The following is a 22964-nucleotide window of genomic DNA, read 5'->3' on the forward strand; positions in this document are numbered from 1 at the left end:
GGCCTCCTTATGTAGGGGTGGAGAATCTGCCTTGTCTGGACAGGTTGTATCCGCTTGCAGTTCTCTTCATTACTCATATTCTACTGAAAAGAAATAAAAATTGCCAACTCATTTATATGACAAATGCCCCTATTTATACAACTAACCATATCTAATGTCCTATGAATCTTTTTGAAAGATACTTGAGAAAACCACGAAAAAAAGGCGTACACCTTCGTGTATCCGCCTTCTTTATGAAGAGATCAGCTCGGTAAAGACAACCAATCTTTTTTCATGCGTACCTGCTGCATGATCAAAGGTCCCTGTACAAGTGATTAAATTGAGATTCCGTGTAAAGGCGTATCCAAAAAACGCATTGGGCTTCTCTTCACGCGGATAGCTTCTTACTTTTATGACTTCAAAGCTTCGCTTTTTTCCTGATGAGGACGTGACGACCACCTTGTCTCCCTTTTTTAGCTCCTTTAATCGATAAAAAACCGATGGCCCCCATTTATTATCTACATGGCCATTCATGACGGCATTCCCTTTATCTCCCGGCTTTGGACCATCTTCAAACCAAGCGGTGTTGTCTGTATCCTGAGGAACACCCATACTGCCATCATTTGATAAAGATGTTTTCTCCACTTTTGCTTTGACATCAATAGCGGGAATGGCGATTTCAGCTGGTACAATGCCAGACGGCTCGTCTTTTAATGTATCGTGTGAGTGGTTCTGTTTCTCAGCTTGATGTGTAGTCATTTCCTTAGAAGCAGATATGTTTTTTGAGGATGACGAATCATCCTTTGACGGTGATGAACAGCCTGTGATGATGAGAAACGAAAGAATACTGAGCAGCCAATTCTTCATCTAAGCCGGCCTCCTTTTGAAGAAAGGAACGGCACGATTGTGCACGTTCCCATCTGTCTTTATGAGTTAGAATTTGATGCCTTACGGCGAATGAGGAAAAATGCACTGCCTGCTAGAATTAAACTTGCGATCATACCCGCAAATGCTTCATAGGACATGCCTAAAGGACCGGCTGTGCCTCCCATACCTGTTTTCGGCATTTCATTAGGCATATTGGATTTGAACAGCTCAGGATGCTGATCAACAATCGCTGCTGCGACATCCTGACCAACCATGAACATATGACCATAAGCCTCTCTCACTGTCGGATAAAGCTGATCATATTCGCCATTATGGTAAGACGTATATGTTTTGATCAGCTCATCAATATGTGTTTTCAAACCAGCCTCTAAATCAGCTGCCTTTAAACGTCCATCTGTCGCTTGATCTAGGAATTTCGCTTGCTTCATTCGATACGCATCTAAATCTTTGACAGCCTTTTCTTTTGCTTGTTGATTCCCTGATGCATCCGCTTTGACATAATCAACTAAATAGCCGATATGGCTTGACCAAATGTCTTTGAATTGTTTGCCTGCATCCTTACCATAAACAGATGCAATCGCAGCAGATAAATCATTTGTGTTTTCATTTAAAGCCGCTGCTGCCTGCTTAAAGTCCTTACTGCCATCATTTCCTTTTTGCATGGCAACTACCGCGAGTGCCAAATGCTCTGAGAACAAGTAGTTTAAATCTTCACGAAGATCCGCTGCTGGTGTATCCACTGACTTTTGATCAAATTTCCCAGGAAATTGATCTGTGATGGCCCATGACACGCCTTTTCCTACCTCAAACATATGATGAATGGATTTTCTAACCGTTTCATAGGTCGTATCAAAATCCTTTTCAGTATAGCTGTCAAACGCTTTTAGCAGTTCATTCACATGCATCTTCAAGCCTTCTTCAAGCTCACTTGCTTTCAGTCTGCCGTCTGTTGCTTGATCGAGCATATCGGCTTGTTTCATTCGATATTGATCAAGCTGCTTCATCGCTTTCTTTTTACCTGCATTATCTTTTTTCGCTGTGGCTTGTACATAGTCAACAAAGTAGCCGATATGACTTGACCAAATGTCCTTGAATTGTTTGCCTGCTTTTTTTCCATATACAGAGGCAATTGCATCTGATAAGTCATTCGTGTTGTCATTTAAAGCCGCCGCTGCTTGATCGAAGTCTTTACTGCCGTCAATTCCTTTTTGCATTGTGATCACTGCTAAATAGGCATGCTCTGAAAACAGCTGATCTAGTGCTGCTCGAAGATCTGTGGCTTTATTTGACACCTCTTGTGACGAAGACGTCTTCTTCGCCTCCCCATGCATATGCCCTTCATGTGCACTTGCGATATGAGCCGCTGGGAATAATAACGCTGCGCTCAGTGGAATGGTTAACATTGCTTTCTTCATGTTCATCTTTTATTTCCTCCTCTTTCCGTTTGTTATGTACTTAACGGAGAGAGGGAGAAAATAGATCATTCGATTCTATTATTTTTTTCTTACAACACAGGCTCTGTATGTTTGCATAAAAAAAAGCCGGATTATCCGGCTGATACGTTACGACGTTTAGATGCTTTTCGCTCTTTATATATTTTTCTCACCACTGGATAAATCACAGGTGCCCATTTGACAATTTGTTTCAGCCATTTTTTCATTTCTCCCGCGCCTCCTTATTGTCATTCTTAAAGGACGATTCCCCATCTTGTCATGAAATAAACAGGTGCGGGAGAGCAGGAGTTAAATCACGCCTTGTGCGATCATGGCATCTGCCACCTTACGAAATCCTGCAATATTTGCTCCAACCATGATGTTTCCTGAGTGTCCATATTCGTCTGCTGTCTCTGTACACTGACGATAAATAGACTGCATCATTTGTTTCAGCTGAGCATCTACTTCTTCAAATGTCCAAGATATTCTTGCACTGTTTTGTGCCATTTCCAATGCTGATACACCTACACCGCCAGCATTCGCTGCTTTTGCCGGCGCAAACAAAATACGATTCTCTTCAAATACTTTGACCGCCTTAAGAGTGGATGGCATATTGGCTCCTTCTCCTACAGCGATGACACCATTTGCCACAAGCTGCTGTGCATGCGCCTCTGATATTTCATTTTGTGTTGCACATGGCAGCGCAATATCACAAGGAACGGACCAAATTTGTTCGCAATCTTCAATTAATTCAGCATGCGGGTGAATGTCTATGTATGCCCCAATCCGCTGATTCTCGACTTCCTTGAGCTGTTTGATCGTCTCAAGTGAAATCCCTTGAGGATCATAAATCGCTCCGCTTGAATCACTGCAAGCCACAACCTTACCGCCTAATTCGATTACCTTTTCCATTGCATAGATAGACACATTTCCTGAGCCCGACACAACAACAGAACGTCCCTCAAATTGGAGCCCATGTGCTTTCAGCATTTCCTCCATGAAGTACACCAGTCCGTAGCCTGTCGCCTCTTTTCTCGCTAAGCTGCCTCCGAATCCAGGGCTTTTCCCCGTGAGTACACCCGCTTCATAAGCACCGCGCATTTTCTTGTACTGTCCGAACATATAGCCAATTTCGCGTGCTCCTACACCAATATCACCTGCTGGCACATCTTGATCAGGTCCAATATATCGGCCGAGTTCACTCATAAAGCTTTGAACGAAACGCATGATTTCTCCATCAGACTTCCCTTTAGGATCAAAATCCGATCCGCCTTTCCCTCCGCCAATCGGCATACCAGTCAGTGCGTTTTTAAAGATTTGTTCAAACCCTAAAAACTTGATAATGCTTGCATTGACGGTTGGATGGAAACGAATGCCTCCTTTATAAGGACCAATGGCACTATTAAATTGAACCCTAAACCCTCGATTGACTTGTACTTTGCCCTCATCGTCTACCCATGGCACTCGAAATACCACAAGCCGCTCAGGCTCAATGAGCCGTTCTAAAATGCCTTGTTTTTCATACTCTGGATGCTTCGCAAAAACTGGGACGAGTGATTCCAGAATTTCTTTTACGGCTTGCTGGAACTCCTCCTCGCCAGGATTTCGTTTTTCCACCTCTTCTAACACACGGTGGATGTAGCTTTGTGCTGTTTGTGCTGCTCGATCTAAGGTCAACATGTCGCATCTGCCTCCTTGTAGATATCTCCACACATTTAATTGTTAGATTTTCTAACGCATATTGAGATTAATTTAACACCAATTGTAAAATCTGATCAATATTGATAACAGATGAAAATGATGCCGAATTGAGATAGATCAAGCAGCCGCAGCGATTGTTTTTAAAAATAAGCGCTCAAGGAATGACTAATGTGCTAGAAACGAACGAGCGGATATTTCTCGTCCCGTTTTCTTTGACAAATACATGAATCATGATGAATTTCTAGCTGGTTTTCCATTGAAAAAAGGGTCAAAAGTTTGATCGGATGCACTCAATCTTTTCGGGGCTTCCCGCCTCTTTTTCGATCAGGTAACACGACACAAAGCCAATATAAAATAGAAGACGATGGAAAGTTAATGAGACCGACAATGCCCCAAAACCACTTGTAACGCCCTCTTTTCTTTGCATCTATAAATAAAAGAAAGCCCTGTGCAAACAATAACGGCAAGACGCACAATAAGATGATCATTTCCGACTGACTCATACGGAAGACCCTCCTTTGATATGTTGATATTCCTTGTAGCCAACAACAAAGCAGATGGGGACGCTCACTATTTGGAGAAGAATGAAGATGATAGGCAAATGGGTAATGGCAGCTGCAAAGAGTGCTAGAATGGTCAAACTGATCAAAACGTATGCCAGCACTTCTTGTTTAAAACGCCTTTTCTCTTTTTCCTTCGCCTGTTTCAGCATCATCATGACAGCCTGCTCACTTGGCTTTTCCACTTCAATTTGTTCGTCTAGCTGCTTGAGCTCTTCTTTTAAACGTTCGGTCAAACGATCTTCCTTCATAAATCCCACTCCTTTCGAATTTTCTTTAATCCATGATGAACCCTCGATTTCACAGTGCCTTCTCTCATTCCAAGCATTGAAGCCATTTCTGGGTAGGTAAATCCATAATAATAGTGCAGAATAATCGGTGCTCTCTCCTGAGCCTTTAATTCATTTAAAGCATCCCACATGTCATGCCATGTGTTCCCCTTTTGCTGAATGTCCCATTTAAAGCGGCGTATGGCTTCCTGATTCGCTTTTCCTTCTCTCATTTGTTCACGTTTTCTTTTCTTCTGGTGATCTAAAAATTGCCTAGATGCAATCGAAATAAGCCAGGTTGAAAATAAGGCATCTCCTCTAAATGAAGAAAGTTTCATATACGCTTTCAGCATCGTTTCTTGCATGATTTCCTCTGCCAGCTCTTGTTGAAGGGTCAGCTTCAACATATATCGGTAAAGAAAGGAATAATGATGCCGATAAAGGGCTGTAAACGCGGCATCATCTCCCTGTTTTGCCCGCTGAATCAATAATGTCTCTTCTGTCTGCTCCAAGCACGCCCCTCCTTCCTTTTCTTCTCTTACTCATAAGACGACACGGATGACAATATCGTTTAAATTAGACCTTATTTTTTAGCATTCCTTCTATGATTCTCGTTTTATATCCAATTTTTTCTTATGTAATGATTATGGCATCCCTTCTTCTCTAACAAAATGATGCGTTTATAATCATCTTGATTTTCTACCAAACGGAGAGCCTCCTCTCCATAATCAAGATGTCATCCTCATACCTATCGACAATGGTCCTTATCTCATGAAGATGAAAATGAAATAATCATTGGCTTAGCTTCCTAGAAAATCATGGAATACGCTGCGCCTATCCTTAGCCGATGATACCTTTTTGCATGCTATGCTCATCCTACATTCCGAAAGAAGCAATGCTTGTGAAGGAAGGAGGAGTGGTTGAATCACAGCTTATTTTGGAAACGTTTTCATTAAAATAAAATAGAATGGAGATGTTGAGTTTGAAAAGAAAAATTCCAATGTTAGCCGGTGTATTAGCTGTTGGTCTCGTCACTTCATTATTTGCACCAAACGGGGAGGCAAAGGCAGCAGCCAAATATCCAGAAAGCCCTTCTATTATGGCCAACTTTAATCAACAAGGCTTCTCCACATTAAATGGCGGCACAACAGGCGGTGAAGGCGGTAAAACCGTCACAGTCAAAACTGGAAATGAACTATTGGCTGCCCTCAAAAATAAAGGAACAAACGAAAAATTAAAAATTGTTGTAGACGGGACCATTACCCCTTCTAATACATCAGCCAATAAAATCGATGTGAAAGATACAAATAATGTCTCGATCGTCGGTAAAGGGACGAACGGCGAATTGAATGGAATTGGCATTAAAGTATGGCGTGCCAATAACATCATCATCCGCAACTTGAAAATCCACCACAGCAAAATCGGTGACAAGGATGCCATCGGGATCGAAGGCGGTTCTAAAAACATATGGGTCGATCATAATGAATTGTACAACACATTGAATTCCGGGAAGGATGATTACGATGGTTTATTTGATGTAAAAAATGACTCTGACTACATTACCTTCTCGTGGAACTATGTACATGACAGCTGGAAAACAATGCTCATGGGCAGCTCCGATAACGATAACTACAATCGAAAAATTACGTTCCACAACAACCGCTTTGAAAACCTAAACTCTCGTGTACCGTCTATGCGCTTCGGGGAAGGACATGTCTATAACAACTATTATAAAAACATCCTCACAACAGCGATTAACTCACGTATGGGCGCGAAAATGAGAATTGAACACAACGTATTTGAAAACACCACAAATGCCATTGGAAGCTGGGACAGCCGTCAAGTTGGTACATGGCATGTCATCAACAACTCGTATATTAACAGCACAGGCAGTCTGCCAACGTCTTCAACAGGTACGTATAACCCTCCTTATAACTACTCTTTGCTTAACGTGAACAATGTGAAATCAGAAGTGATATCAAATGCAGGTGTTGGTAAAGTAAACCCTTAAACCACAAAACGTTCGGGCAGAGATTTCCTGTCCGAACGTTTTTGTCATTTCATCCATTTATATTGTAGAAAACGGGCGATCCATTTCATACAGCTTTTGATAACGCTTGTTTTCTTTTAGTAACTCCTGATGCTGACCCTGCATCTCAATGCGTCCGTCTTCAATAAACATGATGCGGTCACACGCCTCACAGCCAGTCAGATGATGGGTGATCCAAATAACTGTTTTCCCTTTTAACACACGGAAGATGGTTTCAAGCAATTCACGCTCTGTCCGTGGATCAAGCCCGACGGTGGGTTCATCTAATACAACAACCGGCGTGTCCTGAAGCAAAATTCGAGCTAACGCCATACGCTGTCTTTCTCCACCTGAAAATCGAACCCCTGTCTCCTGAACACCTGTGTGATAACCTTCTGGCAAAGACTCGATGTCATCATGCAGCTGCACTTGTCTAGCTGCTTCTTTTACCTGCTCTTCTGTTGCCTCTGGAGATCCTAAACGAATATTGTTTAAAACAGACGTATCGAATAAATATGGCTGTTGATTCAGCACAGATACATAGGCAGACACCTTCTCTTGAATGCTTTGAACCGGTTTTCCTTGAATGCTGACAGCCCCTTGATTTGGAACAACTGCCCCTTCTAACAATTTCAAAATGGTCGATTTTCCTGCACCGCTTTTTCCTAAAAGCGCGAGTGATTCCCCTTGCTTCAGAGAAAAGGACAGGTCTTGAAGGACATATTGATGCGTGTCATACCGAAAGGACACTTGATCAAAACAGACAGCTTCATCGTGAGAAAGGGCTGATTGATCCACTGCCTTGCTCTCAGCTTCTCCTTCATATGACTGCTTTTCATAATGATGTAATCTGCTGACAGCATGCTGATAGACGGGAATATCACCTGCCGCATCTGACAGCGGAAGAAAGGCTTCTGTTAATGGAAACAGCACAAGTACAAAGGCTGCAATCAGTGTGTGTGACATGGATCCTGACTGAACAACCGAGCCGCTCCAATACACAACAAGCACGACAGCCCCTCCAATCAAGAGCTGTGCCAAAAATTGACGCACGCGGATAAATCGGTGTTTGGCTGCTTCAAGCGCTAACAGCTGTGCTTCTTTCTGTTCATATCTATCCACAAAATCTTTCTGCCTGCCGCTGAACAGCCAGTCACTAACGCCCATGACTGCATCTGTTAAATGGCTGTACAGTTCATTTCTGCCTTTTTTCATTTGAATTTGTCTTGCCCGGTTCACAAGCACTGTGACGTATGGGAAAACGAATACGAGAAGTGCCATATAAAGCAGCATCAGTCCAGCATAAGGCCATGAGAAAAGGCCAAGTGCTCCAATGGATGCGGCATATAAAAGCAGTGCACCGATGGATGGAAAGATGGTTTTTAAATAGGCATCCTGCAATCTCTCCACATCATCTGACAAGAGACCAAGCATTTCACCTGTCCCAAGCTTAGTCTGTTTGGCACTTCGTTCAGCCATGTCATAGAGGCGTACACGCATTTTTTCAATCATTGTCAAAATGAGCTGATGGCTTGCCAGCCTTTCTGCGTAGCGGGCAGCAGAGCGCGAAATACCAAAGGTACGTACAGCCACAATTGGGACGTAGACCATGAGTATATTCTCAGGTCTTGTCGCAGCCTTTGAAATGAGAAATCCCGACGTGTACATCAGCATAGAAGCAGAGAATACCGCAATGGCTCCTAAAAATAAAACCAAGGCAAACAGCTTTTGATTCTCCTTGATATAAGGTATAAACCAGCCTTTACTGACCATGTGTGACCGCCCCCATTTGCTCCTGTACCAATTGATAATACACGCCTTTTCTTTGCATTAATGATTCATGTGTCCCCATTTCTGCGACGGTTCCTTGATCCATGACAATGATTTCATCCATGTCCGGCATCCAATGGAGTCTGTGTGTCGCTAAGAACACAAGTTTATGTTCAAACAGTGGAAGCATTGTTTTCTTCAGTTCATACTCTGTTTCAATATCGAGATGCGCCGTTGGTTCATCTAACAGCATAATGGACCGCTGGCCCAGAACAGTTCGAGCAAGCGCAATTCTTTGCGCCTGTCCTCCGCTTAGCTCTCTTCCCTGTTCTCCAATGACTTCGTCCAATCCGTTTGGCAGCTGCGTAACCAGCTGAGATAAGCCAGCTTCATGCACCGCTCTTTCCACTTCTTCCTCTGTTGCATTTGGTTCATAAAAACGAATGTTTTCTCTTAATGTCATGTGAAATAAATAGGGGTGCTGCGGCATATAGACAACTTCCTTTTGCCATTCGTTCATCTGTAAATGACCAAGCGGCTGGCCGTTTAGCGTGATTTGACCCGAAGACGGCTCAACAAAACCGCCGAGGACATCGGTTAGTGTCGATTTCCCTGAACCACTGGCACCAATGATGCCGATTTTTTTCTTCCCTTTGACAGTGAGATCCACATCCTGAATGGAATAAGGGGCATGTTCATCATGCTGAACACAAACATCCTGCAGGGTGAGCACGGATTGTTCATCCCACTTATTCAGCTGCACAGATTGTGTCTCCTGGGCGCGGAAGCCTTTTTCTTCTAGAATGACCTGCATGGCTTCATTCGCTTCTTTTCCATTTAACGTCGCATGATAATCATTTCCCACTTCACGTACCGGCAGAAAATACTCCGGCGCCAGCATAAGCGCCGTCAAAGCCGGAAATAACAGAAGCTCTCCTTCAATTAAACGTAAGCCAAGAAAAACAGCGACGGTTGCAATTGATAGCATGGAAAAGAAATCGAGGGCAAACGATGACAGAAAGGCGACCTTCAGTGTACTCATGGTCGCTTTTCGATATCGCTTTGACACCTCCGCAATATGACGGGAGTGTTTTTTGCTGATACCTAAGTAACGCAGCGTCTCAAGGCCCCGGAGAGAGTCAGTAAAATGATTGGATAATTTCTCATACGATCTCCATTGTTTGGCCGCTTTACGCTGAGCAACAAGGCCTAGCAAAATCATAAAAATAATTAAAATTGGCAGCGTCACAATTAAAATGACGGCTGATGTTTCATCTAATGTCCACACATAGATAAGGACCATCGCCGGAATCACTGCCATGTTCACCATTTTCGGCAAAAACAGCTGTAAATACTGACGGTATTGAGCAATTCCTTCCATTGCTAATGTGACAAGCTTTCCTGTCCCTTTTTTCTTTGCGAAGGCAGGCCCTAATCGAAAGAGTTGGTCTAACAGCTGCTTTCTGACGTCTGCTCCAATTCGGGAAGAGTAGGTAAACATGACCTTCTCCCGAATCAAGGTGAGACCGTGCCGCACAACAAAGGCAGCAAGAAACAGCATGACATAAGGCGTTGCCTGCGAGAGGCTTTTCCCGTCAAACAGCGTTGTAATGGCATGTGCCAGCCACTGTGCTTGGAAAATAATACTTGCTCCTTGGATGAGTGACACAATACCTAAGAGGGCAAGAAGCCCTCTCATTCCTTTTAATTGAAGCAAACGTTTATCCATTAGTAGGTCATTGGCTCCTTACCGCTTACACGTTTACGGAAGACGTAATAGCTCCAAATTTGATACCCAAGCACAAAGGGCAGCAAAGAAACAGCAACAATCGTCATGACCGTCAGTGAATAAGATCCAGATGCAGCGTTTTGAATTGTGAGATCAAATGAATGACTGATTGAACTAATCATGACGCGCGGGAACAATGCAGTGAACAGCATGGACACCGTCACCATGATGCCTGCGCCTGTGAATAAGAAAGTCCAGCCATCACGTTCTTTTCTCATCAAAACAAGGGCAGCTACATAACAAACCACAATCAGCACAGTTAATGGAATGGTGATGATCGGGCGTACAGTATAAATATCTGTTTCAATGATGGACACACCGACAAATATAACAAGAACAGGGAGTGCAATGAGCAGGACACGCTGGCCCAGTTTTCTTGCACGATCTCTTAAGTCACCCTCTGTACGAAGTGTGACAAAAATCAAGCCATGCAGCAGGCAAAGAACCGTCACAGCTAACCCGCCGATCACTGAGTAAAGATTCACAAAGTCCGTAAATCCAGCGTACATGTTCATGTCTTGATCAATTGGCATCCCGCGTAAAATACTCGTGAATAACACACCGAGCAAAAACGGCGGAAGCAGACTGCCAAAGAAGATCACCCAGTCCCACGCCTTAATCCAAGAGGCTTTCTCAACCTTCCCTCGGAATTCAAAGGCGACTCCGCGCCCAATGAGCGCTAAGAGGAGCACCGCAAACGGAATATAGTATCCGCTGAACATCGTGGCATACCAGTGAGGAAATGCAGCGAAAATAGCGCCGCCAGCTGTAATCAGCCAGACCTCATTCGCATCCCAGAAAGGACCAATCGTATTGATTAAAATTCGGCGCTCGTGCGCGTCCTTTCCAAGCAGCTGCATGGACATCCCGACACCAAAATCAAATCCTTCTAAGAAGAAAAATCCAACAAACAATACTGCGACAAGAATAAACCAAATCTCGTTAAGATATACCATGATATGCGCCTCCATCAAATGGATCTGTAGACAGGTCCGTTTCATCCTTTTGATCTGTATCCTCTTCAGAATGTGCACCTTTTTTAATTTCTCGAATGAATAAGTAGGCAAGCAAAATGGCAAGAATCAGATACATCACCGTAAAGCTAATGACTGAGAATAACAGCATGCCATACGATACGTTCGGTGAAATCGATTGAGCTGTCGTCATCATACCAAAGACAGTCCACGGCTGACGCCCAATTTCAGTCATGATCCAGCCGGCTGAGTTCGCAATAAACGGGAACGCGATCATCCCTACCATGAAGCGTAAAAACCATTTGTTCGTTTCTAGTTTCTTTCTAAAGCTCAAATATAAGCCAATCATACTAGCAAAAATCATCAGCATTCCGGCACCGACCATGATTCTAAAGCTCCAGAATGTTGTTTTCACTGGCGGAATGTAGTCTCCAGGACCAAACTTGGCTTCATATTCTTTTTGAAGTGTCAGCATGCCTGGAACATCTCCACTGAACTTCTGATACGCCAAATAACTTAAAGCAAACGGAATATTGATCTCCGCAGAGTTTTCTTTTTTATTTGTGTCAATGTTGGCAAATAGTGTCCAAGCTGCTGGATCTCCACTATCCTTCCAAAGGGCTTCACTTGCTGCCATCTTCATTGGCTGTGATTTCATTAAGTGCTTCGCTTGATCATGTCCAGAAAACGCTACACCTAAGCCAGAAATTAAAGCGAGGACCATCGCAATCTGGAATGATTTTTTGAAAAAGGCGATTTCTTGTTTTTTGATCATTTTATAGGCACTAACTCCTGCAATAAAGAAAGCTCCTGTTGCCAGTGCACCAAATAGAACGTGCGGAAACTCAACCCAAAGCTGCGGGTTCGTCACAAGAGCGCCAAAATCATTCATTTCTGCACGGCCATTTTTAATGGCAAATCCAACTGGCTCCTGCATAAATGAGTTAGCGAGTAAAATCCAAAATGCCGAAAAGATCGTACCAAGGGAAACAAGCCAAATGCACAATAAATGAATCTTCTTCGGCAGACGATCCCAGCCGAATATCCAAAGTCCAATAAATGTAGATTCAAGGAAAAAGGCCAAAAGTGCTTCAATGGCAAGCGGTGCACCAAAGACATCACCGACAAACCTTGAATAATCTGACCAGTTCATCCCAAACTGGAATTCCTGCAGAATCCCTGTTACCACACCTACTGCAAAGTTAAGTAAGAACAGGTGACCCCAAAACTTCGCCATCTTTTTATAGATGTCTTTTTTCTTGACGACATAAAGGGTCTGCATCAATGCGACGATAAACACCAAACCTATTGACATAGGAACAAAAATAAAATGAAATAATGTCGTTGAAGCAAATTGAAATCTTGCTAAAAACAGCTCACTCACAGCCTTACATCCTCCCTTACTTTCACATGCCGAACGATTCATGCTCACCACTTCACAAAATATTCACCATTTGTTCAATGTTTCACAAATAAAAGTCCATTTGAAATGGTTCGCTAGGTGAAATTTTACTCTTGATTTTCATTCGGTTAGTTATTTATACCTGTACTTTACACCCATACGCTTCAAAAATAAAGTAAATTTTACCTAAAAATTGGATGGTATTGTGTCAGTTGTTTGAATACTTTGTCAAAAATATGTGACGGAAAATAAAAAATCGCAAAAAAACAGCGCTGCATGTGGGCCGCAGCGCTGTTTTTCTTTTTAGGCTTTTTTCTGTAAAGCAGGTCTTGTCACTTGGACTTCATAGTACGTAATTTTGTTTTTTAATAGGCCTTCAGGTTTCGCTTTTCCGTGAGCGTGTGCATCTCCAAATGCCTGAGATTTTGTCCAGTTCACAAAGTCTTCTTTTCGATTCCAGCGGGTATGAATGGTCACCTCATCGTAATCAGTTGTCTGCTGCGTGACCCAGACTTCCATGCCTAAAAATCCTTCCATGAATTCTACTTGTCCCTGCTTGTTAAAACGCTTAACAAGGTGGTCTGCACTGCCTTTTTCTACTCTAACCTGGTTGTTTACAATGATCATGTTTGGTTCATCTCCCTTTTGTTGTTGGATCGAAGCGATTGGGATAATGAGCGGATGCTCTCCATCTAGGTGAACCTCTGCCTGAATCCCAAATACCTCTTTGAAAAAGTTTTCTGTTAATACTTCCTTTGGTGTCCCTATTTGGTAAACCTGACCACGCTTCATCGCAATCAGGCGGTCACAATATTTTGCTGCCTGCTGCAGGTCATGAAGTACCATTAAAATGGTGATTCCATGTGTTTCATTCAGCTGTTTGAGCAGCTCTAGTAAATCAAGCTGGTGCGCAATATCTAAGTAAGTGGTAGGCTCATCCAGAATAATCGTCTCTGTCTTCTGAGCCAGTGCCATTGCAATATACGCCTTTTGCCTTTCTCCGCCTGACAATGTATGCAGCATCCTGTTTTCATTCACGCGGCTATTTGTCACATCAAGCGCCCACTCTACCGCTTCCTGATCTGTCTTCGAGCTCTTTTTCCAGATCGAACGATGCGGACTGCGTCCAAGTGCGACCAGCTCACGTACTGTCATCGATGGGATCGCCGTTCTCGTCTGCATCAGAACGGCGATTTCCTGTGCAATCTCCTGTGCTGTCATTTCTTTTTGCGGTATATCGTGAATATAAATCATGCCGCTTTCAATCGACGTAAGACGTGCGGCTGCTTTAATAAACGTCGACTTCCCTGAACCATTTGGTCCAATAATGCCTGTTACACTTCCTTTAGGCACAGCTGCTGAAATAGAAGACAGCCGAAAGCCTCCTTGACTGAGGCTCACGTCATCCATCGCAATCACATCCAACTTAACCCCTCCCTTTCTTTTTTAATAAATAGAGGAAGAAAGGTGCACCGATACAGGCAAGCAGGATACCAACAGGCAGTTCAACCGGTGTAAACCATACCCGTGCTGCTGTATCAGCAAAGACCACAAGTACGCCGCCGCCAAGCATTGAGATCGGCAGCAGGTACCGGTAGTCATCTCCAATTAAAAGGCGGATAAAATGAGGGACGACAAGACCGACAAATCCAATTAATCCGCTCACGCTTACAGCTGCACCCGCCAAAAGCGCCGCCAGTGCAATTAAGAAAAATCGGGTTCGCTCGACTCTAAGTCCGAGCAGCTGCGCTGACTCATCACCAAGCAAAAGAAGATTTGCCGGCTTGATCGCAAAAAAACAAAGACACAATCCAGCAATCGCATAAGGTGACACAAAGCTCAGATGATGCCAGCTCCGTCCATTTAATCCTCCTGATAAAAAAGGCAGAACAGCCTGCACACGCTCACTATAAAGCACCATAAATCCATTCATGACCGCACCAAGCAGGGCATTAACTGCCACTCCCGCCAGAATCAATTTCAGTGGTGAAACCCCTTGATCAAACGACAACATATACACAACAAGTGCCGCTAATAAAGCCCCTAGGAAGGCAGCCGCTGGAAGCAGATAAGTGAATTGCGGAAACACAATCATGCTGAGTACAGCAGCTAACCCGCCGCCGGCGGTCACACCGATGATCCCGGGGTCAGCGAGTGGATTTCGGACGACTCCTTGTAAAATGGCCCCTGATGCTGCGAGACAGGCCCCGACGATGAAACCTATGAGAACGCGCGGCAGGCGTAAATCCATGACGATTTTTTCATGGACTGGCTGGCCTGATCCCGTCAAAGCAGCGATTAAATCTGGCAGCGATAATTGAACAGAACCTAAGGCAAGCCCTAAACAAATGCCCACACCTAGCGAAAGAAGCAGTCCCGGTATCAGCCATCTTCGTCTCGACTGTCTTTTTTGAAAATCTAACTCTGCATTCATCTTCATGATGACAATCGCTTCAATCTCTTCTCTAGTTCATCTATCGCCTTTATGACGTCTGCGCCTGGATTCGTCCCGAATAGATCACTAGGCAGAACCTCCACTCGGCCATTCTTGACAGCAGATACATCGTGCCATGCTGCATTCTGTTTCATTTCACTCATAAAACCTGCTTTCACATCTTCAGGATTGCTGTGTGTCATGAGCAGAATGAGATCAGGATCGGCTTCGATCACCTTTTCTGCATTGATTTGGGCGTATTGTGGGAATTTTTCGAGTGCCGGTTCATTCTCAGCGATGTTTGCACCCCCTGCGATATGCAGTAAATCTCCGCTTAAGGATTGAGGAAGCGCCGCCATATATGTGCCGGGTGCCCCGTACACAACGAGTGTTTTCACTTTTTTCTCAGGCTGCTTGACCTGCTTTTTCCGCTCTTCAATTTGATCATTGAGTGCTTTAGCCTGTTGCTGTTTCCCAAGTAACTCCCCAAATAACGTCATTTGACGCTGGATGTCCTTCACTGAATTGGCGCTTGTCAAAAGAAGCTGTGAACCAATTCCTTCTATTGTAGAGATGTCCTTGCTGTTTAATTGTTCATTTCCAAGCACAACATCAGGCTTTAAGCTTGTGATCAGCTCTACATCAAATTGATGCGTTGTGCCAATCGTTTGTACGGACTTTGCCTTTTGTAAGCTGTCTGGTAACTCGGCAGTTGGCCGGCCGACCACCTCACCGCCTAAAGCATACACAATACTCATGTCCCCAGACGACAAAGCGACGATACGCTGAGGGGATTCATCAAACGACAGCGTTCTTCCGGTAAAATCCTTTATCTTCAGTGCTCCTTGCCCGCTCCCTTTCTCTACAGGTGCTGCCTGACTGCATCCGCCGAGGAGAAGCATCAAGACGAGTCCCGCCAAGATCACATGTGAAAATTTCAACCGCCTGTCTCTCCTTTTCTAGTAAACTTTCTTTAGCTTTGCCTGTACCACGAGACGCCCGTTTTTAGGTGCAAGCACATGATCACAGGTCGATAAGGTGAGGATGAGGTCATCTGTGGACACGTCTGTCTTCGTTTGATAGATTGATTTCTTCCGCACAGCTTGCAAGTAGTGCGCATATTCGCCAAGATCTTGAAAATCGGTTTGAATATAGTCGAAGTCAACCGTCGTTTCATACACAGCAAAAATCTCCGCTTCATAGCTTTGATACAGCGTATCGTACTGAAATGTCCGGTGCTCTTGGAAGAAATCTTTTTTTAGATAGTTTGTGAGTCCAGCGAACATGGATCCATCCCTCATCCGATGGCCGTACACGACTGTATTTGGGCTTTCATGCAGGACATCATTACGATAATCCATAAAGATACTGCCTGCCCGGGTGTCTTTTTTTAAATAATTGCGAGTTAAGTAGAATGCATTATCACGAGATTGAACAATCGGATACTGAATCATCGTGTCCTTCATATTGATCCAGCCGACAATATCCTCATTCACCTTCCGCAGCTCATCAAATGACGAACGGATCTTTCCCGGCTCCCGTTTTTCAGTCATTTCTTCTTGATGTCCATACATCGTTTGGGCCTTTGCAAGCACCTGGCGATTTTGATAATAACCGAAAAGTTCGAAGCCGATGGCTGTACCGCTATAAATAAACACTCCTAAACAAACAATCGTCAGCATCCGCTGCCAGAGCCGTTTTCCTCGTTTCACACTGTCTCACCTGCTTTTTGCACAGCTTATATACCAACAGGCACAATATACATCCCTGTTTCTGCATCCTGTCTAATCGTGACGGACACATCATAAATGTGACGCACGTTTTCCTCTGTTAACACATCGTTTGGCTGTCCTTCACTGATAACCTGTCCATCCTTCATCGCTATGATGATATCGCTATAGCGGACAGCCTGATTCATGTCGTGCAGCACCATGACAATCGTTAATCCATGCACGGCATTCAGTTCACGGATCAGCTCAAGAATGTCAAATTGATAGTAAATATCCAAATAAGTTGTCGGTTCATCTAAGAAAAGGATTGGTGTTTTTTGCGCAAGCGCCATCGCAATCCATACACGCTGCCGCTCTCCACCTGACAGAGAGGCGAGCGGCACCTTTCGTTTGTCCGTTAGCTTTGTACTGGACAGCGCCCACTCTATGGCTCTCTCATCCTCTTCCTTGTCTCCTCCGCGCATCGTCTGGTACGGCGTTCTGCCGAATGCCACGACCCGTTCGATCGTTAAATCAAGCGGCGCTTCATTTTGCTGATGGACGACAGCGAGCTTTTTTGCCAGCTCCTTTGGCTTGAACGTATTCAGCGTTTGCCCGTCTAAGTGAATTTGCCCTTTATTTGGACAATGATTATTCGCCATTAAGGAAAGCAGTGTGGATTTTCCCGAGCCATTTGGACCGATAATGGTTGTGATTTTCCCCTTTTCAATCTGTGTTGTGACCGATTGAACAATGTCCTTCTGCTGATCATATGAGAATGACACCTCACGAATGTCCATGGAGACGGTCCCCCCTTCTTAATAAAAAGATCAGAAACGGCCCGCCTATCACGGCCATGATCGTAGAAGCAGGAATCTCATTTGGCGCCACAAGCGTCCTGCCGAGCGTATCAGCCGTTAAAATAAGCAAAGCCCCGCTTAACGCAGAAAATGGAATCAGTACCCGGTGATCCGAGCCGACAAGCCTTCTTGAAATGTGCGGAATGAGCAAGCCGACAAAGGCTATCACGCCCGCTACTGCAGCTGTCACCGCCGCAAGTAAAACGGCTGTGATGGAAATCAAAAGGCGCATTCTGGTCACACGCAATCCTAAATTTTTCGCTGTCTTGTCCTGAAGAGCCAGGAGGTTGCACCATCTGCTGAAGAAGAGTGCAACGACAAGGCCGGCGACACCATAGACACCGATTAAACGGACATCTCCCCACGTTTTCATCGTGAGATTCGACTGCCCTGACTGATTAATTGTGATATTGAAATAGCTGCAAATGGTCACAAATGCTTCAGCCATCCCAGTAAACATGGCATTGATGGCGATCCCAACCAAGATCATGCGGATCGGGCTTAAACCACCCTTCCAAGACAGAACGTACACGAGGAAACACGCAATAGCCCCGCCTAAAACCGAAAATAAAGGAGAGTAGAAATAAAATTGAGGAAGCGCTGTAATCGCCATTAATGAAAAGAAGCTGGCTCCTGATGAAATGCCAATGACGCCGGCATCAGCTAACGGATTCCTCATGACCGACTGCAGCAGTACACCGGAGACAGATAAGGCGGCCCCTGTAAACATCGCGATAAGCATGCGGGGAATTCTCAAATCTTTAATGATTTCTACCTGTGCATGTTGACCGGTGATGAGCCCTTCTAATAATTCAAATGGGGTGACATGAATGCTCCCAGTAATGGCTGAATAAATAAATACGCAGACCAGTAAGAGACTGACTATCAGAAATAAAATCCCTGTTTTTTTCATCTTGAACGTCCTTTTATCATTAAGATTCGCCGCTTATGACGGATACAACATACGAGTCAATTCATCTAATGCTTCTGCTGCCTTTAAATTGCCTGTTGTCCCGAATAAGCTTTCTTCGAGGTCATACACCCGGTCTTGTTTGACCGCATTGAAATGTTTCCAGATGTCATTTGTTTTGAATTCTTCATCAAACATTTGGACGACTTCGTCTGGCATCCCATGTGCGGCCCGGAGAATGATATCTGGATTGGCTTTTTGTAAATATTCCGTATTGGATGCCAAATACTCCATTTTCTCGCCTTTGACAATATTCTTTCCTCCTGCGATACGCACAAGATCACCAATATATGAATTCTCTGTCGCCACCAAATAACTGCCTGGCACACCAAGCAAAATCAGAACGGACGGCTTGCGTTTTCCTTTCGTTCTCTCTTGAATGTCTTTCTTTTTTTGCTCAAACTCAGACACAATGCGTTCAGCCTGCTTCTTTCTGTCATACTGATCTCCAAGCTTCGTGATGGCCTTCTCCATGTCAGCCATGCTCTCGAGATTTAGGTATGTGGCAGGGACACCTGCTTGCTGAAAGGGTGTCTCTAAATCATATTGAAGGGTTGTGACAGAAAGGACATCTGTCGGTTGAAGTGATTGGATGATTTCCATGTCCGGGCTCATTGGGTTACCGACTTCCGGCAGTCCTTTGTAACGAGCTGGCAAAGATTTTTGACTTGTTGGCACCCCGACAAGATCCACCTCTAAAGCATCCATGATCTCCGCAGCAGCTACAGTCGTTGCTACAATGCGCTCACTTGATTCAGCGCTTTTTTTGCCTTTTGCTGAGCTTTCAGCTGACTGTGAGCAGCCCGATAAGATCATGCACACACTGAAGGCAGCGATCAAGGTACATAATATTCGATGCTTCAAAAATAGAAGCCTCCTTTCGAAAAAAGAGAGTGGATGCGCCAGCATAAATGGCGCATCTCACATAAAATAAACAGTCTATCTTGTCCGTGTTTGATATTTTCTGACGAGTACCAATAACGAACCGCCGAATAAAAGAATATACACCCAAAGAAGAGAGGTATCTCCCGTTTTCGGATTCAGCTGTCCAGACTCAGATTTGGTTTGATCATCTGATGGCGTAAATGTCATCTGCTCCGCACCCGTTTCCTCAGGTACTGCATTCTCAAGTTGATTCGTTGGAGAATCGTGATCATTTGGATTTTTGATAAAGCCGATACTCTCATCGTCTCCAATGACCGTTGAAATTCCGCTTCCCTCACCGAGAGCGATTCCTTTTGTGTCATAGACGAGTTTGACATCGTACTGCTCATGGTAGTTCGCAGCTGGAATATCAATTTTTACGCGTGCAGCCTGAGCTCCACTTAAACTTTTTGCTTCATATTGAATGACGCGTGTATCTGCTTTTTGATCTGTCTTCGCGACAAGTGTCTCCTCAAACTTTCCGCCTGTTCCTACTTGGAATGACGTGATCGCTGAGCTGTTCTTCACTGTATATGAAACGAAATGGCGGCCATTTTTTACAACCAGTGTCGCAGGACTCACAACGTAATCGTTCATACGAGAAAGCTCATCCTTGTCTGCTTTCTTCATTGAGAAAGGAAGCTTGTATACACCATCTTTTAGCTGAGCCGTCTCTTGATTTGCTTCGCCGTTATTTGTTTCTGTTGTTGGTGTGTTTGGTTTTGGTGTTTCTGGTGCAGCTGGTGTTTCTTCCTCTACCACCTGCCCGTCCTTCACTGGAGCGATACTCTTTGAATCAAATTGAAAACGAATATCGTAGGTTTGGTCATAGTTAGCGGCTGCTACTACAATGTGTACTTTTCCTTTTACCGCTTTTTTCAAATCATCTACATCAAATGAAACCACTCTTGTGTTCTTTGCTTCATCCTTGCTGACTGTTTTGGCTTCTTGATAAGAACCGTCTTTCTCTGTTTTCAAAGAAGCGACAGACTTATGGTCCTTCACCGTAAAGGAAATGGTTTGCTTTCCATTTTTGACAGTTAAGGATGCAGGATGTGAGAAGTAATCACTCATTCGAGATGCCTCATCCGTATCCCCTTTTAGTACACTGTAATTAATACGATATACGCCATCTTTTAATTGATTTTGCGCGGAATCATCTGGTTTTGTGCCATTGTTATTACCTGGTTTTGTCGGTTGATCGTCTGGCTTTGTACCATTTTGATCATCCGGTTTTGTTTCGTTATCGTCTGGCTTTGTACCGTTTTGGTCATCCGGTTTTGTTTCGTTATCGTCTGGCTTTGTACCGTTTTGGTCATCCGGTTTTGTTTCGTTATCATCTGGTTTTGCAGGCGTAACGAGTGTGAGGCTGCTTTGATCGAATGCAAGCTGTACGTCATATGCTTCGTCATAAATAAAGCCGCCTAAATCCCAGTAAATTTTCACCCAGCCGTTTAATTTCGCTGATAAGTCGTCGACATTAAATTTGATCACACGTGTATTGGCTGTTTCGTCCTCACTGACCGTTTCAGTGGTAACGAGAGCACCATTTTGTTCGACCTTGAAATCTGTTATTTCTTTGCTTTGCTTCAGTGTGACATAGGCTGTTTTCTTGCCATTTTCCACAATCAGCTTAGCTGGCTTTTCTGTATAAGTATCCATCATGGACGCTTCTGTGCTGCCATTTTTTAAAACGGTGAATCCAACTGTGTATTCACCATCAACGAATGATGCCGCTTGAGCTGTTCCTTGAGGAATCTGAAACGCAGTCAACAAACTGAATAAAACGAGCAGAATGGCTGCCTTTAGATGAAAAAGACGTTTCAAATGGTGACACTTCCTTCCGTTAATGCTTGATGATCCACTTTCTTGCTAAAAACCCGCCTGAACATAAGACAAGCACAAGGAGCCACCCTGTCTGGCTTGTATCACCAGTTTGAGGATTTTCTTCTTGTTTCGTTGTGGATGAATCAGCTTTGTTCGTTGATTCTTTTGATGGCTGCTGACTTTCTGCTGCACCCGCTGATTGATTTGCATTGTTAGACGAAAGTGACTTGATGCTGCTTTCATCGAATTTCAGCTGAATGGTGTAATCATGATCATAATCAGCAGATTTCACAGTGACATGAATTTTTGACTTGATTGGTTTAGACAAGCTTTGAGCTTGGAACTGAACGAGCCTTGTATTGGCTTTTTTATTTGTTGAGAGAACGGTTGTATCGACATAGCCGCCATTTCCCGGTACTTTAAATTCCGTTACCCAGCTGCTATTTTTAATTGTCATTTGTATTGTCAGGTTCCCATTTTTCGCTATCACTTTTGCTGGTTTTAGCCAGTAATCATTTGCCATTGAGACCGCATTTCCTTCAGCTTTTAGCACTGTATAATTGACGGAGTATGTACCATCCTTTAATGCGGCAGCCTGTGCGTTTGAAAAAGGCAGCATAAGTGCCAGTAAAAAAACCGCCATGAAGACTGACAGCCTCATTCTTTTTTTCATCAAGCGAATTTCCTCCCTTTCTATTGAACAGATGCCGCATCAAACTTGAGGCGAATGTCGTAATTGCCTGTATATCCGATAGCCGGTACAGTCACACTCACTTTTGCTGGTACGGTCTCAGTCAGGCTGTTCACATTGAATTCTACTGTTCTCTTATTAGCAGCTGTATTTGTACTGATCACCTTCGCATCTTTATAGACACCTTGATCGAGCGTTTTAAAGCTTGTGATCCAAGAACTATTCGTTAACGTGACTTGCGCTTTGATTTTTCCATCCTTTACGACAAGCTTGGCTGGTTTTTCGAAATACGTATTCGCTGTTGAAGTCGAATCGCTATCAGCTTTCCATACCACATATTGCGCTGAATATTGACCATCTGCTAAGCCAGCTGCTGAGGCTGAGCTAACAGGAGCTAGAGCAAATAATAGAACAAAACTAAGGAATAATAATACGGGTGACGTTGAACGAATGACTTTCATGTGAGCCCTCCTAAATGATATTGATAATTATTCTCAATAGACAATAAAAAAAATAACCTTCATAAGTGCTGGAACACACTTATAGATGATTATGATAATCATTATCAATTGAGTTGAAAAAATAAATCTTTGCTTCCAAAAAGTCAAAGATGTCTGTTTCTAAATGATGGAATGATACGTGTTTTAGGCAATCTGTCCCATTCATAATACCATGGCATAACCTCCATTCCATTACAGGGAAAAGAACCCTCTTCTCCTTGATATTATATAATGGGTGAAATAATTGTCAATATC

General features: G+C 43.8%; 22 protein-coding genes. 1 reads left to right on the forward strand and 21 read right to left on the reverse strand.

What is annotated here, in order from left to right:
* Window positions 1-231: 231 nt before the first annotated feature.
* The 7 genes from AAYR28_RS17800 to sigY form a co-directional block, all read right to left on the reverse strand.
* The gene (locus tag AAYR28_RS17800; protein ID WP_267527868.1) at window positions 232-846 is read right to left on the reverse strand and encodes a class F sortase; all 615 of its coding nucleotides are present in this window, start codon (window positions 844-846) and stop codon (window positions 232-234) included.
* Between the two features lie 59 nt (window positions 847-905).
* Window positions 906-2288, reverse strand: coding sequence for a copper amine oxidase (locus AAYR28_RS17805; protein ID WP_267527869.1), 1383 nt, complete (start codon window positions 2286-2288; stop codon window positions 906-908).
* Window positions 2289-2413: 125 nt separating this feature from the next.
* Window positions 2414-2527 (reverse strand): hypothetical protein, encoded by a 114-nt coding sequence (locus AAYR28_RS17810; RefSeq protein ID WP_223250414.1) that lies wholly within the window; start codon window positions 2525-2527, stop codon window positions 2414-2416.
* Between the two features lie 82 nt (window positions 2528-2609).
* Complete coding sequence (gene gdhA / locus AAYR28_RS17815) at window positions 2610-3980, reverse strand: NADP-specific glutamate dehydrogenase (protein ID WP_024423873.1); 1371 nt, start codon at window positions 3978-3980, stop codon at window positions 2610-2612.
* A gap of 311 nt (window positions 3981-4291) precedes the next feature.
* Window positions 4292-4504, reverse strand: a complete 213-nt coding sequence (locus AAYR28_RS17820; protein ID WP_034281335.1) for a hypothetical protein — start codon at window positions 4502-4504, stop codon at window positions 4292-4294.
* A complete protein-coding gene (locus AAYR28_RS17825; protein ID WP_081125063.1) occupies window positions 4501-4812 on the reverse strand; it encodes a YxlC family protein in 312 nt (103 codons plus the stop codon). Before AAYR28_RS17825 ends, AAYR28_RS17820 begins: the two co-directional genes overlap by 4 nt.
* On the reverse strand, window positions 4809-5342 hold the full coding sequence (gene sigY, locus AAYR28_RS17830; protein WP_267527870.1) for an RNA polymerase sigma factor SigY: 534 nt from the start codon (window positions 5340-5342) through the stop codon (window positions 4809-4811). Before sigY ends, AAYR28_RS17825 begins: the two co-directional genes overlap by 4 nt.
* A gap of 461 nt (window positions 5343-5803) precedes the next feature.
* Here sigY and AAYR28_RS17835 point away from each other — a divergent pair, with 461 nt between their 5' ends.
* The gene (locus AAYR28_RS17835; RefSeq protein WP_034281462.1) at window positions 5804-6841 is read left to right on the forward strand and encodes a pectate lyase family protein; all 1038 of its coding nucleotides are present in this window, start codon (window positions 5804-5806) and stop codon (window positions 6839-6841) included.
* A gap of 57 nt (window positions 6842-6898) precedes the next feature.
* Here the strand turns inward: AAYR28_RS17835 and cydC are convergent, their stop codons facing one another.
* From cydC to AAYR28_RS17905, 14 genes are all read right to left on the reverse strand, one after another.
* Complete coding sequence (gene cydC, locus AAYR28_RS17840) at window positions 6899-8632, reverse strand: thiol reductant ABC exporter subunit CydC (protein WP_267527871.1); 1734 nt, start codon at window positions 8630-8632, stop codon at window positions 6899-6901.
* Complete coding sequence (cydD, locus tag AAYR28_RS17845) at window positions 8622-10358, reverse strand: thiol reductant ABC exporter subunit CydD (RefSeq protein WP_065214943.1); 1737 nt, start codon at window positions 10356-10358, stop codon at window positions 8622-8624. Before cydD ends, cydC begins: the two co-directional genes overlap by 11 nt.
* Entirely contained in the window at window positions 10358-11374 is a 1017-nt protein-coding gene (gene cydB, locus AAYR28_RS17850) for a cytochrome d ubiquinol oxidase subunit II (protein WP_070326179.1), read from the reverse strand. The genes cydD and cydB overlap by 1 nt, the downstream gene beginning before the upstream one ends.
* Window positions 11361-12776: a cytochrome ubiquinol oxidase subunit I gene (locus AAYR28_RS17855; protein WP_041118224.1), complete on the reverse strand. Its 1416-nt coding sequence runs from the start codon at window positions 12774-12776 to the stop codon at window positions 11361-11363. The genes cydB and AAYR28_RS17855 overlap by 14 nt, the downstream gene beginning before the upstream one ends.
* A 321-nt stretch (window positions 12777-13097) precedes the next feature.
* Window positions 13098-14213, reverse strand: coding sequence for a heme oxygenase (gene isdG / locus AAYR28_RS17860; protein ID WP_269199621.1), 1116 nt, complete (start codon window positions 14211-14213; stop codon window positions 13098-13100).
* Between the two features lie 7 nt (window positions 14214-14220).
* A complete protein-coding gene (locus AAYR28_RS17865; RefSeq protein WP_061110257.1) occupies window positions 14221-15234 on the reverse strand; it encodes a FecCD family ABC transporter permease in 1014 nt (337 codons plus the stop codon).
* Window positions 15231-16169: an ABC transporter substrate-binding protein gene (locus AAYR28_RS17870; RefSeq protein WP_065214945.1), complete on the reverse strand. Its 939-nt coding sequence runs from the start codon at window positions 16167-16169 to the stop codon at window positions 15231-15233. The genes AAYR28_RS17865 and AAYR28_RS17870 overlap by 4 nt, the downstream gene beginning before the upstream one ends.
* Window positions 16170-16187: 18 nt before the next feature.
* Complete coding sequence (srtB, locus tag AAYR28_RS17875; RefSeq protein ID WP_065214946.1) at window positions 16188-16940, reverse strand: class B sortase; 753 nt, start codon at window positions 16938-16940, stop codon at window positions 16188-16190.
* 26 nt (window positions 16941-16966) lie between these two features.
* Entirely contained in the window at window positions 16967-17737 is a 771-nt protein-coding gene (locus tag AAYR28_RS17880; protein ID WP_120207958.1) for an ABC transporter ATP-binding protein, read from the reverse strand.
* A complete protein-coding gene (locus tag AAYR28_RS17885) occupies window positions 17724-18710 on the reverse strand; it encodes a FecCD family ABC transporter permease (protein WP_041118234.1) in 987 nt (328 codons plus the stop codon). The genes AAYR28_RS17880 and AAYR28_RS17885 overlap by 14 nt, the downstream gene beginning before the upstream one ends.
* A gap of 33 nt (window positions 18711-18743) precedes the next feature.
* Window positions 18744-19583 (reverse strand): heme ABC transporter substrate-binding protein IsdE, encoded by an 840-nt coding sequence (gene isdE, locus AAYR28_RS17890; protein ID WP_375153291.1) that lies wholly within the window; start codon window positions 19581-19583, stop codon window positions 18744-18746.
* A gap of 123 nt (window positions 19584-19706) precedes the next feature.
* A complete protein-coding gene (locus AAYR28_RS17895) occupies window positions 19707-21518 on the reverse strand; it encodes an NEAT domain-containing protein (protein WP_120207962.1) in 1812 nt (603 codons plus the stop codon).
* A gap of 19 nt (window positions 21519-21537) precedes the next feature.
* Complete coding sequence (gene isdC, locus AAYR28_RS17900; protein WP_046312772.1) at window positions 21538-22191, reverse strand: heme uptake protein IsdC; 654 nt, start codon at window positions 22189-22191, stop codon at window positions 21538-21540.
* Between the two features lie 20 nt (window positions 22192-22211).
* Window positions 22212-22670 (reverse strand): NEAT domain-containing protein, encoded by a 459-nt coding sequence (locus AAYR28_RS17905; RefSeq protein WP_120207964.1) that lies wholly within the window; start codon window positions 22668-22670, stop codon window positions 22212-22214.
* Window positions 22671-22964 lie beyond the last annotated feature (294 nt).

The organism is Bacillus safensis, assembly GCF_039619585.1.
Classification (GTDB): domain Bacteria; phylum Bacillota; class Bacilli; order Bacillales; family Bacillaceae; genus Bacillus; species Bacillus safensis.

What these genes read in the sequence shown, in the direction of transcription:
- AAYR28_RS17800 (WP_267527868.1), bottom strand. Translation starts at nt 846, where the DNA reads ATGAAGAATTGGCTGCTCAGTATTCTTTCGTTTCTCATCATCACAGGC.
- AAYR28_RS17805 (WP_267527869.1), bottom strand. Translation starts at nt 2,288, where the DNA reads ATGAACATGAAGAAAGCAATGTTAACCATTCCACTGAGCGCAGCGTTA.
- AAYR28_RS17810 (WP_223250414.1), bottom strand. Translation starts at nt 2,527, where the DNA reads ATGAAAAAATGGCTGAAACAAATTGTCAAATGGGCACCTGTGATTTAT.
- gdhA (WP_024423873.1), bottom strand. Translation starts at nt 3,980, where the DNA reads ATGTTGACCTTAGATCGAGCAGCACAAACAGCACAAAGCTACATCCAC.
- AAYR28_RS17820 (WP_034281335.1), bottom strand. Translation starts at nt 4,504, where the DNA reads ATGAGTCAGTCGGAAATGATCATCTTATTGTGCGTCTTGCCGTTATTG.
- AAYR28_RS17825 (WP_081125063.1), bottom strand. Translation starts at nt 4,812, where the DNA reads ATGAAGGAAGATCGTTTGACCGAACGTTTAAAAGAAGAGCTCAAGCAG.
- AAYR28_RS17835 (WP_034281462.1), top strand. Translation starts at nt 5,804, where the DNA reads ATGTTGAGTTTGAAAAGAAAAATTCCAATGTTAGCCGGTGTATTAGCT.
- cydC (WP_267527871.1), bottom strand. Translation starts at nt 8,632, where the DNA reads ATGGTCAGTAAAGGCTGGTTTATACCTTATATCAAGGAGAATCAAAAG.
- cydD (WP_065214943.1), bottom strand. Translation starts at nt 10,358, where the DNA reads ATGGATAAACGTTTGCTTCAATTAAAAGGAATGAGAGGGCTTCTTGCC.
- cydB (WP_070326179.1), bottom strand. Translation starts at nt 11,374, where the DNA reads ATGGTATATCTTAACGAGATTTGGTTTATTCTTGTCGCAGTATTGTTT.
- AAYR28_RS17865 (WP_061110257.1), bottom strand. Translation starts at nt 15,234, where the DNA reads ATGAAGATGAATGCAGAGTTAGATTTTCAAAAAAGACAGTCGAGACGA.
- AAYR28_RS17880 (WP_120207958.1), bottom strand. Translation starts at nt 17,737, where the DNA reads ATGGACATTCGTGAGGTGTCATTCTCATATGATCAGCAGAAGGACATT.
- AAYR28_RS17885 (WP_041118234.1), bottom strand. Translation starts at nt 18,710, where the DNA reads ATGAAAAAAACAGGGATTTTATTTCTGATAGTCAGTCTCTTACTGGTC.
- isdE (WP_375153291.1), bottom strand. Translation starts at nt 19,583, where the DNA reads ATGATCTTATCGGGCTGCTCACAGTCAGCTGAAAGCTCAGCAAAAGGC.
- isdC (WP_046312772.1), bottom strand. Translation starts at nt 22,191, where the DNA reads ATGAAAAAAAGAATGAGGCTGTCAGTCTTCATGGCGGTTTTTTTACTG.
- AAYR28_RS17905 (WP_120207964.1), bottom strand. Translation starts at nt 22,670, where the DNA reads ATGAAAGTCATTCGTTCAACGTCACCCGTATTATTATTCCTTAGTTTT.